Below are 14876 nucleotides of genomic sequence, written 5' to 3'. Positions count from 1 at the left end.
GAACCCGATGACGATCACCTGGAAGAACGACCTGCCCCTGCCGATGGCGCGGCCCCGCTACTACGACTACCAGTACCTGCGCGCGGGCGACCTCACCCAGGCCCTGGACTACCTGCTGGCCCGGCAGAACCTCACCGCCCGCCTGCTGCGCCCGATGGGCGTGGTCAGCGGCCTGGATCTGTCCGCCACCGGCAGCGACGTGACGGTCAGCCAGGGCGTGGCCGTCGACGGCGACGGCCTGGTGGTCGTGCTGCCGGAGAACACCCGCCGGCCGCTGCCCGCCGACGGCACCTCCTGGTTCGTGGTGATCCGCTACCACGAGTACCTCGCCGAGCCGCGCGACGAGGGCGGCGTGGTCGCCGAGACCCGGTGGACCGAGGAGGGGCGCATCGAGTTCAGCGCCACCGCGCCCACCGACACCACGCACGCCGTGGTGCTCGGCAAGGTCACCCGCGCCGGCGGCACGGTGAGCACGCAGACCTCCGGACGGATGGTCGCCGGACTGCGGGTACCGGTGGGGGCGATCGTGCCGTCGGTGGGAGCCGGCTCACAGTCCGGCATCACCTTCCCCGCCGATCCCGGCGGCGGCCTCGGCGACGAGGCGTACATCCGCTACTGGCCGTACGCCGGCGAGAACACCATCCTGCGCATCGCCAACAACAATGACCCCGATGACCTGATCGCCTTCACCCAGAGCGGCGCCGACCGGCTGCGCATCGGCGGCTCCATGCTGCACCTGGGCAGCATGGAGGGAGCCCCGGTCAGCGCCGGCCAGGTGGTGACCGCGCTGGGCTTCTGGGGCCCCGGCGTGCAGCACGCGCAGCTCTCCTTCCGCGCCGGCAAGGGCTTCGAGCTGGTCGACCGCAGCGCCGACGGGCCGGCGCTCGGCTACCCCGAGGGCAGCAAACCCTACGCCGACCTCGCGGTGAAGGAGCTGCGCGCGGCGAGCCTGCGCGGACGCGGTGGGCTGTCGCTCAGCGCGGAGGGAGCCTTCGCCGTACGAGCCACCGGCGGCGTCACCGTCGTCAAGGACGCCAACGGCAACGGCGACCTGGCGGTGCAGGGCAACCTCGCCCTCGGTGGGAACGTGTCGTTGCCCGCAGCCACCTGGCTCAACGCCGCCGGCCGGATGCACCTCAACGGCTCGGAGCGGCTGTACCTGCTCAACACCAACGGCGTATACATCGGCTACGGCGGCGGCACCGGCCCCGAAACCGGCTGCGTGTGGGTCGAGAAGCGCGGCTTCTTCGGCGGTGACGTGCAAATCAACGGCCGCCTCGGGGTGGCGGTCAGCCCGAACTCCCTGCCGTCGTGGAGCGGGGGCGGCATCGGCACCTTCGACCTGTTCGCCCGGGGCGCCATCTACTGCGGCAACGAGTCCACCGGGTACACCATCAGCCTGGACGCCGGCAGCGGCATCATCAGGGGCAAGTCGAAGCAGTTCGCCATCGACCACCCGCTGGACGCCCCTGACGCGACCGACCGCCGCCAGCTGATCCACGCCGCCCTGGAGGGTGCCGAGAACGGCGTGTACTACCGCGGCGAGGGGCGGCTGCGCGGCGGGATGGCCACCGTGAAGCTGCCCGACTACTTCGAGGCGCTGACCCGGCCGGACGACCGGACCGTCCAGCTCACCCCGGTCTTCGACGACGACAAGCCGGTCTCGGCACTGACCGCCTCCCGGGTACGCGACGGCGCGTTCCGGGTGCGCACGGTGGACGGTTCGCCGGCCGAGCACGGCTTCTACTGGGAGGTGAAGGCGGTCCGCGCCGACCTCGAGCCGCTGGCCGTGGAGGTCCCCGCGCCTCGCTGACCCCGGCGCCCGGGCCTCTCGCGGTGGGCGGAACCAGCGCGTGGCTCGGCCTGGTCATCCTCCTCGGCTCCCCGGCCCTTCCGGCGAGGCGCGGTCGCGGCTGTTCGCGGCGAGGCCGGCCGCCACGACGGGATGTCGCTCTGTGCAGCAGCCGCACCGCCGGATCTGGTCAGGTGAGTCGGTCTGCTCGCCCTCGCTGATCCGTCAGCGCAGGAATTCCGCCAGGGCCTGCACGAACCACTCGGGATCGTCGAGCCAGGGGTAGTGTCCGCCGCCCGGTTGCACGGCCGGTTCGCCATGCGGGAACAGGCCGGCGTACTCGGCGGCGCGCTTCGGGGGGAGCCCCACGTCGTGCTCGCCGGTGAGGAGGAGGACCGGCGCCTCGAGGCGGGCCAGGGCGGACCTGGTGGCATCCGGGTCAGGCCCGCCGGCGGCGTAGTACCCGGCCGCCGCGTCCGGGTTCCTGCCCTCTTCCTCCCGGGCCAGCTGGGCCTGCCGGGCGGCATCCCACCGACCGTGGCTGAACGGGGTGATCGCCGCCCAGTCCTCGGCGGTAGGCGCACCCGACCAGATCCGCTCGAAGGCGGCGAACGCCTCCGGGAACCAGGGCTGCCCGCGGCGCAACTCGGCGACCTCACGGCGATCCAGGTCGGTGATCTCCAGACCGACCGGCCGGGGGCTCGGGTTGACCAGCGCGAGTCGGGCCACCCGGTCCGGGTGGCGGGCGGCGTACAGCACCGCGAGGCTGCCGCCGGCCGAGTGCCCGAGCAGGTCGACCCGGTCCCGGCCCAAATGCACACGCAGCGCTTCGACGTCGTCGACCAGCCGGTCGTACCGGTAGGTCGCCGGGTCCGCCGGCACGGCCGACTCCCCGGTCCCCCGCAGGTCGAGGCGGACCAGCGACCGGTGCGCCGACAGTCCACCCAGGTCACCGAGGTACGCCGAGGCCAGCATCGGACCGCCGGGCAGACAGATCAGCGGATCGCCCGCGCCGACCCGGTGGTACGCCAGTCGGGTGCCGTCAGCAGTGTCGAATGTGGCCATGCGGAGATCGTATCCGCGGGCGGTCCTGTGCAATAGGGACAGTTTCCGGGGGTGGATATGCCAATCAGGGCCACCCCTTGAAAGGGGTGGCCCTGATTGAATGGTTGTCCGGCGGTGTCCTACTCTCCCACACCCTCCCGAGTGCAGTACCATCGGCGCTGGAGGGCTTAGCTTCCGGGTTCGGAATGTGACCGGGCGTTTCCCCTCCGCCATGACCGCCGTAACTCTATCGACATGTCAAACAACTCAACCAGCCAAGTGCTGGGTGTTGTTCGTTTGCCGGGAGTTGCACAGTGGACGCGTAGCAGCTTTGTAGTCAAGTCCTCGGCCTATTAGTACCGGTCAACTGAACCCGTTACCGGGCTTACATTTCCGGCCTATCAACCCAGTCGTCTAGCTGGGGGCCTTACCCATCCAAAGGATGGTGGGATACCTCATCTTGAAGCGAGCTTCCCGCTTAGATGCTTTCAGCGGTTATCCCTTCCGAACGTAGCTAACCAGCCGTGCCCCTGGCGGGACAACTGGCACACCAGAGGTTCGTCCGTCCCGGTCCTCTCGTACTAGGGACAGCCCTTCTCAAGTATCCTACGCGCACGGCGGATAGGGACCGAACTGTCTCACGACGTTCTAAACCCAGCTCGCGTACCGCTTTAATGGGCGAACAGCCCAACCCTTGGGACCTGCTACAGCCCCAGGATGCGACGAGCCGACATCGAGGTGCCAAACCATCCCGTCGATATGGACTCTTGGGGAAGATCAGCCTGTTATCCCCGGGGTACCTTTTATCCGTTGAGCGACACCGCTTCCACTCGCAAGTGCCGGATCACTAGTCCCGACTTTCGTCCCTGCTCGACCTGTCAGTCTCACAGTCAAGCTCCCTTGTGTACTTGCACTCAACACCTGATTGCCAACCAGGCTGAGGGAACCTTTGGGCGCCTCCGTTACCCTTTAGGAGGCAACCGCCCCAGTTAAACTACCCACCAGACACTGTCCCTGAACCGGATAACGGTCCGAAGTTAGATACCCAAATCAACCAGAGTGGTATTTCAAGATTGCCTCCACCCATACTGGCGTATGGACTTCACCGGCTCCCACCTATCCTACACAAGCTAATTCGGATACCAATGTCAAGCTATAGTAAAGGTCCCGGGGTCTTTCCGTCCTGCCGCGCGTAACGAGCATCTTTACTCGTAATGCAATTTCGCCGGGCCTGTGGTTGAGACAGTGGGGAAGTCGTTACGCCATTCGTGCAGGTCGGAACTTACCCGACAAGGAATTTCGCTACCTTAGGATGGTTATAGTTACCACCGCCGTTTACTGGCGCTTAAGTTCTCCGCTTCGCCCCGAAGAGCTAACAGGTCCCCTTAACGTTCCAGCACCGGGCAGGCGTCAGTCCATATACATCGAATTACTTCTTCGCATGGACCTGTGTTTTTAGTAAACAGTCGCTTCCCCCTGCTCTCTGCGGCCATACAACGCTCCACCCGCGTGGGGCTTCACGTCTCCGGCCCCCCTTCTCCCTAAGTTACGGGGGCAATTTGCCGAGTTCCTTAACCACAGTTCGCCCGATCGCCTCGGTATTCTCTACCTGACCACCTGTGTCGGTTTGGGGTACGGGCCGCTAAGAACTCGCTAGAGGCTTTTCTCGGCAGCATAGGATCACTGACTTCACCTGAATCGGCTCGGCATCACGTCTCAGCCTTCATGCACCACGGATTTGCCTATGGTGCGGCCTACACGCTTACCCCGGCACAACCACCGGCCGGGCTCAGCTACCTTCCTGCGTCACCCCATCGCTTGACTACTACCCGCCAGGTTCCCACGCTCCCCAACATTGACCCGAAGGTCGCCGCCGGTTTGGGTGGTTAGCACAGCGAGGTTCGTCAGGGTCGCTCTTTCGCGGGTACGGGAATATCAACCCGTTGTCCATCGACTACGCCTCTCGGCCTCGCCTTAGGTCCCGACTCACCCAGGGCGGATTAGCCTGGCCCTGGAACCCTTGGTCATCCGGCGGAAGGGTTTCTCACCCTTCTTTCGCTACTCATGCCTGCATTCTCACTCGTGCCGCGTCCACAACTGGGTCACCCCGTTGCTTCACCCGCGGCACGACGCTCCCCTACCCATCCACACACCTGCACAAGGAATCAAGTCCAAGCGAGGTTGAAATGTGAATGCCACAGCTTCGGCGGTGTGCTTGAGCCCCGCTACATTGTCGGCGCGGAACCACTTGACCAGTGAGCTATTACGCACTCTTTAAAGGGTGGCTGCTTCTAAGCCAACCTCCTGGTTGTCTATGCGACCCCACATCCTTTTCCACTTAGCACACGCTTAGGGGCCTTAGCTGGTGATCTGGGCTGTTTCCCTCTCGACTACGAAGCTTATCCCCCGCAGTCTCACTGCCGCGCTCTCACTTACCGGCATTCGGAGTTTGGCTGATTTCGGTAAGCTTGTGGGCCCCCTAGACCATCCAGTGCTCTACCTCCGGCAAGAAACACGCGACGCTGCACCTAAATGCATTTCGGGGAGAACCAGCTATCACGGAGTTTGATTGGCCTTTCACCCCTAACCACAGGTCATCCCCCAACTTTTCAACGTTGGTGGGTTCGGCCCTCCACGCGGTCTTACCCGCGCTTCAGCCTGCCCATGGCTAGATCACTCCGCTTCGGGTCTAGAGCATGCGACTGAATCGCCCTATTCAGACTCGCTTTCGCTACGGCTCCCCCACACGGGTTAACCTCGCCACATGCCACTAACTCGCAGGCTCATTCTTCAAAAGGCACGCCGTCACCCCGCAAGGCTCCGACGGATTGTAGGCGAACGGTTTCAGGTACTATTTCACTCCCCTCCCGGGGTACTTTTCACCATTCCCTCACGGTACTCGTCCGCTATCGGTCACCAGGAAGTATTTAGGCTTACCAGGTGGTCCTGGCAGATTCACGGCAGATTTCAGGGGTCCGCCGCTACTCGGGAACACCCACAGAAGGTCAGCAACTTTCACGTACCGGACTATCACCGTCTACGGTTGGCTTTTCCACACCATTCGGCTAGCCACTGACTTTGTAACTCCTCGAACAAGTGTCAGCTTGTTCAGCGGGGTCCCACAACCCCGACCACGCAACCCCTGACAGGTATCACACGCAGCCGGTTTAGCCTCAATCCGCTTTCGCTCGCCACTACTCACGGAATCACTATTTGTTTTCTCTTCCTACGGGTACTGAGATGTTTCACTTCCCCGCGTTCCCTCCATACACCCTATGTGTTCAGGTGCAGGTGACACCACATGACTGGTGCCGGGTTTCCCCATTCGGACACCCTGGGATCACAGCTTGGTTGACAGCTCCCCCAGGCCTATCGCGGCCTCCCACGTCCTTCATCGGCTCCTGGTGCCAAGGCATCCACCGTTCGCCCTTGACAACTTGACCACAAAGATGCTCGCGTCCACTGTGCAATTCTCAACAAACGACCAACCCACAACCAGATCCACCCCACACCAGCCCGACCAACGCCGGCGGTATGCGAGGCCAGGTCATGCCTGGCAACCGTCCCCCACCAAGGTGGGGTCATGGTTCTGAAAGACAACCGAGGTTGTTCCTTCAGGACCCAACAGGGTGCTCTACATCCGTGCCCAGCCGCACCAGGACCCCGTTCCCTACCACCAAGGTGGTCGTACTAGGAGGAACCCGGCCGTTGCCAGGACCAGACTCGCCAGTGTCTCCGCCATTGAGCACCCCGCCACCACATTCGGATGGCGCGGGCTCCTTGCACCCTTTCGGGTGAAGGTGCTCCTTAGAAAGGAGGTGATCCAGCCGCACCTTCCGGTACGGCTACCTTGTTACGACTTCGTCCCAATCGCCAGCCCCACCTTCGACGGCTCCCTCCCACAAGGGGTTGGGCCACCGGCTTCGGGTGTTGCCGACTTTCGTGACGTGACGGGCGGTGTGTACAAGGCCCGGGAACGTATTCACCGCAGCGTTGCTGATCTGCGATTACTAGCGACTCCGACTTCACGGGGTCGAGTTGCAGACCCCGATCCGAACTGAGACCGGCTTTTTGGGATTCGCTCCACCTCACGGTATCGCAGCCCATTGTACCGGCCATTGTAGCATGCGTGAAGCCCTGGACATAAGGGGCATGATGACTTGACGTCATCCCCACCTTCCTCCGAGTTGACCCCGGCAGTCTTCGATGAGTCCCCGCCATAACGCGCTGGCAACATCGAACGAGGGTTGCGCTCGTTGCGGGACTTAACCCAACATCTCACGACACGAGCTGACGACAGCCATGCACCACCTGTGACCGCCCCCGAAGGACCTCACATCTCTGTGAGTTTTGCGGCCATGTCAAACCCAGGTAAGGTTCTTCGCGTTGCATCGAATTAATCCGCATGCTCCGCCGCTTGTGCGGGCCCCCGTCAATTCCTTTGAGTTTTAGCCTTGCGGCCGTACTCCCCAGGCGGGGCGCTTAATGCGTTAGCTGCGGCACAGGGAACCGGAGAGGCCCCCCACACCTAGCGCCCAACGTTTACAGCGTGGACTACCAGGGTATCTAATCCTGTTCGCTCCCCACGCTTTCGCTCCTCAGCGTCAGTATCGGCCCAGAGACCCGCCTTCGCCACCGGTGTTCCTCCTGATATCTGCGCATTTCACCGCTACACCAGGAATTCCAGTCTCCCCTACCGAACTCTAGCCTGCCCGTATCGACCGCAGGCTTGGGGTTGAGCCCCAAGTTTTCACGGTCGACGTGACAAGCCGCCTACGAGCTCTTTACGCCCAATAAATCCGGACAACGCTCGCGCCCTACGTCTTACCGCGGCTGCTGGCACGTAGTTGGCCGGCGCTTCTTCTGCAGGTACCGTCACTTACGCTTCGTCCCTGCTGAAAGAGGTTTACAACCCGAAGGCCGTCATCCCTCACGCGGCGTCGCTGCATCAGGCTTCCGCCCATTGTGCAATATTCCCCACTGCTGCCTCCCGTAGGAGTCTGGGCCGTGTCTCAGTCCCAGTGTGGCCGGTCGCCCTCTCAGGCCGGCTACCCGTCGTCGCCTTGGTAGGCCATCACCCCACCAACAAGCTGATAGGCCGCGAGCCCATCCCAGGCCGAAAAACTTTCCACCAAGCCTCATGCGAGGCCAGGTCATATTCGGTATTAGCCCCGGTTTCCCGGGGTTATCCCAAAGCCTAGGGCAGGTTGCTCACGTGTTACTCACCCGTTCGCCGCTCGAGTACCCCGAAGGGCCTTTCCGCTCGACTTGCATGTGTTAAGCACGCCGCCAGCGTTCGTCCTGAGCCAGGATCAAACTCTCCAACAAAAACTTGTCGAAAAACTGTCCTGACAACAAAAGTGTTGCCAAAGGAATCCCAACCAACAGCACTCCCGAAGAAGAACTGCCAGTCCGGGGTATAAATCATAATTGGCACTGGCTTATCAAGCACCCTGTTGAGTTCTCAAAGAACAACCACACACCGCCCGGAAACCCCCCGAAGAGGACCCCCGACCCGGGGCAATTCTCGCTCTGTCGTGACCGGCGCTTCCGCGCCGGGCACTTTTACTACGTTACCCGCTGATATCCGCCGTGTCAAACCGCTCTGTCGCGATCCGCACCACTTCCACCACAATTACGGGCACCACAATTACCACCGACTCTCACCGCTGTCCTCATGGCTTCCGACAGGCCGGCCGCTGCGGTCTCCCACAAGCACGCCCGGTTCCCTACCGGCGATGAACCATACCCGGTCGGCTCCGCCCCACCAAATCCGCCTCGCAGCGTCTTCGGGGCACCGCCCGGTCCCGGGTTCCGAGGATTACCACCCCCAGATCCGGAAGCTCATTCCCGCGCCCGGCCTAGCAGGTCTTTCGCCTGTTTCGTCCGTTCCGCGCTGGCAGAGAGAAAGTTACGCGGACCGCGAGTTGATCGTCAAATTGGCGGCGTGCGTCCCCCGTCACATCGGGGCCGTCAGGCGTTTCCGCCCCTCCCCCGATCCCGGGCGGGCCCGTCCTCCCAGAAAACCAGACCCTGACTGGCACCGCTCAGTCGAGGTCGAGGTCGAGGCCGAGGCCGCGTCGGCCGGTGGAGTTGAGGCTCTCGGCCGGGAAACGGTCGGGCCAGTTGCGCTCGTAGTGCTCCTCCGGGAAGTCGGCGGGGCTGGACCCGGAGTGGAAGGCGTCCCGGACGCTGGCCGCGTAGCGCTCGTTGCGCGGGCACCAGGGCGCCGCGGGGATGTACATGACGTTGCCCCAGCCCTGCTGGTTCTGCACCGGCGCCACGCTGTGGATCATGTCGCAGTGCCACCAGACGGAGTCGCCGGCCCGAACGTCGGGGATGCCGACGAGGGCCCGCATCAGCAGCGGGTGCCAGGTCTGGTTGGCGGGGAAGACCTGGTTGACCGTCACCCCGCACATGTCGTCCTCGGGCACGTCGGCCAGCAGCGGCCGGAGCATCAGGTACGCCATGGCCCCGGGGATCGGCACGGTGTGCAGCACCCCCTGGTCGTGGTCCATGTCGGACAGCGCCGTCCAGCCCTGGAAGGTGCGGAAGGCGGAGCACATGGTGGTGCCCGGGTACTGCGGCCCGGCGGTGCGGTAGGCGGCGTCCCAGGGGTCGTACTGCTCGACGGTGCCGTCGAAGAGGTGGCGGAAGGTCTGCTGGTACGCCTCGGTCATCCACAGGTCGAGGGTGCCGGGGTCGAGGTGGGTGCCGAGGCCCTGGGAGTCGGCGCCCGGCGGCCGGCGGCGGATCCGGTCGGGGTAGAGCGAGTCGCGGTCCGGATCGAACCACCGCACGCCCTCGGACTCGTGCTTCCACTGGCTGTTGAGGAACGCCTGCACCCGGGCCATCCGGTCGCTCTGGCGGGCCTGCATCTGCGCCGGCGACCAGTAGATCGGGTAGATCTCGGGCTTGGAACCCACGCTGCCGAAGAAGTCGTCGCCGGGGCCGCGGTAGGCGTCGAAGAAGCCGTTGCCCTCCACGTAGTCGACGATGTCGCGGTCCCAGCCGAGGGCCTGCTCCCGGTCGAAGTGTCCGCGCACGACGAGGCAGCCGCGCCGGCGCACCGCCCGCAGGGTCTCGGTCGACACCGTGCCGGCCTCGATGTCGGCGTACTCGATGACCGGCCAGACCGGCTCGCCGCGGCCGCGCGCCGCGACGATCTCGTCGACCTCCGCCTGGATCTGCTGCTCGACGACGGCGAACACCTCCTCGACCGTCCGACCGGACGCCTCGATGCGGGCGCGCAGCGCCGCCTTGATCTCCCGGATCGCGCCGGGCAGGTCGGTCGGGGTCGACTCCCAGTGCGGCAGCGGTGGGAGCGGGGCGGTGGTGAGGGCGGGTTGGGCGGTCACGGCAGGACTCCTTCTAGTTAAGGCTCCTTCTTTGAAAGGACTGTAGGTGGCGGGACACTTTCTAGGCAAGACTCCTGACTAGAATCGTGACGTGACCGCCGCCAAGCCCTCGCTGGAGCTGCTCCGCACGCTGACCGACGAGCACGTGCTCCGCGAGTTGATGCAGGCCCGGCGCCTGACCCGGGCCGACCTGGCGGCCCGCAGCGGCCTGTCCAAGCCGACGGTGGGCGAGAGCGTGCGCCGGCTGACCGAGGCGGGACTGGTCGTGGACACGGGCGAGCGGACCCCCGGCGGACGCGGCCGGGGGCGCGTCGGCTCGTACTACGCGCTCGCCGACACGGTCGGCACCGCCTTGGTGATCGGCATCGCGCCCGACGGGGTGGTGGCCGAGTGCGTCGACGCCTACGGAGACACCCTGGCCCGGAGGCACCACGAGATCAGCCGCCCGGCCCGGCCCGAGCAGGTGGCAGCCGCGCTGCGTACCGCCGCCATCCAGGCCCAGCGGAGCACGGGACGGGCCACCCGACTGGCGGTCGTCAGCGCCGCCGACCCGGTGCAGCGCACCACCGGTCGGCTGATCCGGCTCCCCGACGCGCCGTTCCTGCTCGGCGAACTGGACCCGGTCGACGTGCTCGCGCCGCAGGTCCAGGGGCCGGTCGTCGTCGACAACGACGTCAACTGGGCGGCACAGGCCGAGCGCGACACCGATCCGACCACCCTGACCGACTTCGCGTACCTCTACCTCGGCGAGGGACTGGGCTGCGCGGTGGTCAGCGACGGCCAGGTACGCCGGGGGCACGCCGGCCTCGCCGGCGAGATCGCGCACCTGATCACCATCGGCCCGGACGGTCGGGCGACCCGGTTCATCGAGGTCTTCGGTGACCTGGGGCTGCGCCGGCCCGCCAGCACGGCGATCGACGTCGACCGGCTCCGCGAGCTGGCCGACGCGTCGTCGGCCACCCGCGAGGCGATCGGAGCGGCGGTGAGCGGCGTCCTGGCCGCCATCGTCGCGCTCACCGACCCGCAGCTGGTCGTCCTCGGCGGGCCGTGGGGCCCGGCGGTCCTCGACGCCGTCACCGCCGCCTTCGGCCGCCTGCCCCGGCACGTCGACCTCCGCGCGGCCCGACTGACCCGGGAACCGTCCCTGACCGGCGCGCGCACCGACGCCCTCGCCCGGCTCCGCTCGGCCATCGTCGCGACCCCGCGGCGACCACCCGCCTGACCCGGCCGCCGAACCCGCACCCCGACCCAAGGGACGAGCACCGTCGCCGAGCGGACGACGGTCCGATCGAGGCACCGCACTGTCGACGCGGGAGCCACCGCATCGACAGGCCATGACCCCGCGGGGGCCACCGACGCAACAGGGCCCCCTCACCGCGTCCCGATCACCGGGGCAGGCCTATTGTGCGGGGCCGGACGACGGTAGCGTTGCGCCACATCATGGCCCGTGGGCGTCCATCCGCGTGGCGTTCACACAGTACGGAGGGTGCGGCATGTCCAACGGCGAGGAGCCGTTCGCGCTGCGTGACGACGCGGCCGGACGGCCGCATTTCGAGACCGCCCTGCGCGGGTACGACAAGCGGCAGGTGGACCGGTACATCGAGCAGACCGACGGTCAGCTCGCGACGCTGTCTACCGAGCGTGACCAGGCGGCGAGCCAGGTGCACGGCCTCACCACGCACATCCAGCGCCTCCAGGCGGAGCTGACCGAGCTGCGGCAGCGCCCCGCCCAGGTGGACCGGGCGTCCTTCCGCGACCTGGGCCCGATGGTGGACCAGATCCTGGCGCTGGCCGAGAAGCAGGCCGGGGTGATCACCGAGACGGCGACTCAGCGGGCGACCAGCCTGCAGGCCGAGGCCGAGAAGGTGCTGACCGAGGCGCGGGAGCGGACCGTCCAGTCGCTGCGGGACCTTGACGAGGAACTGTCCGCGCGCCGGGCCGAGCAGGACAAGGTGTACGAGGAGCGGCGGTCGGCGGCCGAGCGGGAGCTGGCCGAGATCCACGAGCGGGCCGAGAAGCTGCGGGCGGAGGGTGAGGCCGCGCACGAGCGCGCCCAGCAGGAGGCGAAGCGGATCAGCGAGCAGACCGCCAAGCAGATCACCCAGACCCGGACGGCGGCGGAGGCGCTGACCAAGGCGGCCCGTACCCAGATCCAGCAGGAGATCCAGGCGGCGCGGGCGCAGAGCCAGCAGGAGCTGGCCCAGTGGCACGCCACCGCCGAGAAGGAGATCGCCGAGCGGCGGGCCGCCGCCGAGCAGGAGCTGGCCGAGCACCGGGCGGCGGCCGAGCAGGAGCTGACCAACCAGCACAGCGCCGCGGAGCAGCAGATCCAGGCGCTGATCGCCGAGGCGCAGCAGTACGCCACCGAGGTGCGCCAGCGTGCCGACGAGCAGATGGCGGCGCAGCAGGAGCAGCTCACCGCGGTGCAGGAGGAGATCGCGGAGCGGCAGCAGGCGCTGACGCAGGTGAGCGAGGAGTTGGAGACCGCCCGGCAGCAGCTCGCCGAGATCCAGCAGGAGGGCGACACGACCGAGCGGGACCTCGTGCAGACGCAGCGTCGGCTGGAGGAGACCCGCCGCAGCCTGGTTGTCGAAACCCGGCGGCTGGAGGAGGCGCGGCAGGCGGCCGAGTCGGTCGAGCGGCACGCCAAGGACGTCCGGGCGCGGGTGCAGCGGGAGGCCAAGCGGGTGGCGGACCTGGCGGCCGCCGCGGTGATGGCGGCCGCGGCCGGTGGCGGGGAGACCGCCGAGTACCCGATGCTGGCCGTCCGCCCCGGCGGGGAGCGGTCGGCGACCGGGACGCCGGAGGAGCCGGAGACCGAGCAGCCGGCCGGCGAACCGCCGGTGGCGGTGCGGCCGGCGGCCGAGCGGCCGGCCCCCGAGCCGTACGTGCCGCCGGCGGCGCACCGGCCCGAGGTGGTCCCGAGCAGTTGAGCGGTGGCGCGCCGGCGGTCGCGTCGGTCAGGGCAGGACGACGTTCTTGCCCCGGGCGTGGCCGCCGCGCAGGTGCCGGATCGCGTCGGCCGTCTCGGCCAGCGGCCAGCTCCGGTCGAGGACGGGCCGGAGCCGGCCGGCGTCGACCAGCGCGGTGAGGGCGTCGAGGTTCTCGCTGCTCTCCTTGGCCACCAGGGGGATCAGCCGCTGGCCGACCAGCGGGGAGAGCAGCAGCGCGCGCAGCTGCCGGTCGAAGCCCTGCAGCAGCCTGCCGGTGGCGGCCTCACCGCCGACGAGGACCAGCGTGCCGGTCGGGGTGAGGGCGCGGCGCAGGTGGGTCAGGGTGCGGTTGCCGGCGGTGTCGACGATGACGTCGTATCGCACGCCCCGGTCGGTGATGTCCTCGCGGGTGTGGTCGATGACGTCGGTCGCGCCGAGGGACCTCACGAGGTCGGGTTTGGTGGGTCCGCAGACGCCGGTGACGTGGGCGCCGGCCGCCGCGGCGAGCTGCACGGCGTACGAGCCGACGCCGCCGCCGGCGCCGATGACGAGCACCCGCTGGTCGGGGCGGACCGTCGCGGCGTCCCGCACGGCGGTGAGCGCCGTCTGACCGGAGACCGGGATGGCGGCGGCCTCGGCGAAGGTGAGCGCGGCGGGCTTGCGGGCGAGCTTGTGCTCCGGCGCGAGGGCGTACTCTGCGTAGCTGCCGGCGCCGGTGCCGTAGACCTCGTCGCCGGGGGCGAAGCGGGTGACGTGGCGGCCGACGGCCTCGACGACGCCGGCGAGGTCCATGCCGGGGACGCGGTGGCGGGGGCGGCGCAGCCCGTAGCCGAGGCGGACCGGGTACGGCAGGCCGGTCATCAGGTGCCAGACGCCGGGGTCGACGCCGGCGGCGTGGACCCGGACGAGCACGTCGTCGTCGCCGACCCGGGGCGGGTCGATGTCCCGCAGTTCCAACACGTCAGCGGGGCCGTAGCGGTCCTGGACGATGGCTTTCACGAGCCCTCCCGGGGGTACTGGAAAACGTCGGTGACGGGGACGTCGAACACGGCGGCGATCTGGAAGGCCATCTCCAGCGACGGCGAGTAGCGGCCCTGTTCGATGGCGATGACGGTCTGCCGGGTCACGCCGACGCGGCGGGCCAGCTCGGCCTGGGTCATGTCGCCGTGCGCGGCGCGCAGGGCGCGGATGGAGTTGGTGATCCGGGTCGGTTTCACCACGACTGGAAGCCCCGCCGGTAGGCGACGATCTTGGCGGTGGAGCCGACCACGGCGGAGAGCACGAAGCACAGGTAGATGACGTTGGCGATCCAGAAGTGGTCCCAGCGGGCCAGTGCCATGCCGAGCGCGGCGACCGCGCCGACGACGACGAACGACTGGCCGATGTGCTCGCCGGTGCGGTGGATCTCCCGGTCGCGCTGGTCGGACTGGTTGGCGCCCTCGGGCGAGACGATCGAGACGACGATGTGCAGGAGGATCGACGCCACGATGGCGCCACCGATGCTCCAGAGCAGGGCGCCGGCGTACGACACGTCGGGCAACGGCACGCCGTCGGCGCGGCCGAGGACGATGGCCGCGTACGTGGCGTAGGCGATGACCGCGACCACGGCCAACATCCAGGCGCGTTTTTCCTCGAAGGCCACGGACCCTCCCGGGGGTGTAAAGAATTTTTGACACCCGAACGGTATGCCCCGCCGGGCAGGTGTGTCAAGAATTCTTTACACGGCGGGACGGGCGCACACGCAGACAA

The 14876-nt window shown here is 67.3% G+C and carries 8 protein-coding genes and 3 rRNA genes; 3 read left to right on the top strand and 8 right to left on the bottom strand.

All coding sequences use genetic code 11. From position 1 onward, the window contains the following. The first annotated feature begins 7 nt into the window (after window positions 1-7). On the top strand, window positions 8-1813 hold the full coding sequence (locus FHX75_RS03600) for a hypothetical protein (RefSeq protein WP_154936643.1): 1806 nt from the start codon (window positions 8-10) through the stop codon (window positions 1811-1813). Between the two features lie 204 nt (window positions 1814-2017). Here FHX75_RS03600 and FHX75_RS03595 read toward each other — a convergent pair whose 3' ends face one another. The 5 genes from FHX75_RS03595 to FHX75_RS03575 all read right to left on the bottom strand — a co-directional run bounded on the left by FHX75_RS03595 (window position 2018) and on the right by FHX75_RS03575 (window position 10194). After that, a complete protein-coding gene (locus FHX75_RS03595) occupies window positions 2018-2857 on the bottom strand; it encodes an alpha/beta fold hydrolase (RefSeq protein ID WP_154936642.1) in 840 nt (279 codons plus the stop codon). A 106-nt stretch (window positions 2858-2963) separates the two neighbouring features. Then, window positions 2964-3080 (bottom strand): 5S ribosomal RNA (gene rrf / locus FHX75_RS03590). A gap of 89 nt (window positions 3081-3169) precedes the next feature. Beyond that, a 23S ribosomal RNA gene (locus FHX75_RS03585) occupies window positions 3170-6279 on the bottom strand. Window positions 6280-6647: 368 nt separating this feature from the next. Then, a 16S ribosomal RNA gene (locus FHX75_RS03580) occupies window positions 6648-8164 on the bottom strand. Together the 16S, 23S and 5S rRNA genes form the textbook arrangement of a ribosomal RNA operon. Window positions 8165-8883: 719 nt before the next feature. Further along, window positions 8884-10194: a DUF1479 domain-containing protein gene (locus tag FHX75_RS03575; RefSeq protein ID WP_154936641.1), complete on the bottom strand. Its 1311-nt coding sequence runs from the start codon at window positions 10192-10194 to the stop codon at window positions 8884-8886. Window positions 10195-10285: 91 nt separating this feature from the next. On the opposite strand from FHX75_RS03575, the gene FHX75_RS03570 reads away from it, so the two are divergent. After that, entirely contained in the window at window positions 10286-11416 is a 1131-nt protein-coding gene (locus tag FHX75_RS03570) for an ROK family transcriptional regulator (protein WP_154936640.1), read from the top strand. A 271-nt stretch (window positions 11417-11687) separates the two neighbouring features. Then, window positions 11688-13127, top strand: coding sequence for a DivIVA domain-containing protein (locus tag FHX75_RS03565; protein ID WP_154936639.1), 1440 nt, complete (start codon window positions 11688-11690; stop codon window positions 13125-13127). A 27-nt stretch (window positions 13128-13154) separates the two neighbouring features. On the opposite strand, the gene FHX75_RS03560 is transcribed toward FHX75_RS03565, so the two are convergent. Genes FHX75_RS03560 through FHX75_RS03550 form a run of 3 tightly spaced genes read right to left on the bottom strand, consistent with a single transcriptional unit; the run spans window position 13155 to window position 14769 of the window. Beyond that, on the bottom strand, window positions 13155-14126 hold the full coding sequence (locus FHX75_RS03560; protein WP_154936638.1) for an NAD(P)-dependent alcohol dehydrogenase: 972 nt from the start codon (window positions 14124-14126) through the stop codon (window positions 13155-13157). Beyond that, the gene (locus FHX75_RS03555; RefSeq protein WP_088961880.1) at window positions 14123-14347 is read right to left on the bottom strand and encodes a helix-turn-helix transcriptional regulator; all 225 of its coding nucleotides are present in this window, start codon (window positions 14345-14347) and stop codon (window positions 14123-14125) included. The genes FHX75_RS03560 and FHX75_RS03555 overlap by 4 nt, the downstream gene beginning before the upstream one ends. Beyond that, on the bottom strand, window positions 14341-14769 hold the full coding sequence (locus FHX75_RS03550) for a hypothetical protein (protein ID WP_154936637.1): 429 nt from the start codon (window positions 14767-14769) through the stop codon (window positions 14341-14343). The genes FHX75_RS03555 and FHX75_RS03550 overlap by 7 nt, the downstream gene beginning before the upstream one ends. Window positions 14770-14876 lie beyond the last annotated feature (107 nt).

Origin of the sequence: Micromonospora palomenae (assembly GCF_007829925.1) — a bacterium.
Classification (GTDB): Bacteria; Actinomycetota; Actinomycetes; order Mycobacteriales; family Micromonosporaceae; genus Micromonospora; species Micromonospora purpureochromogenes.
Note: the sequence above shows the minus strand (reverse complement) of the source record. Positions and strands in the feature narration are given on the sequence as shown.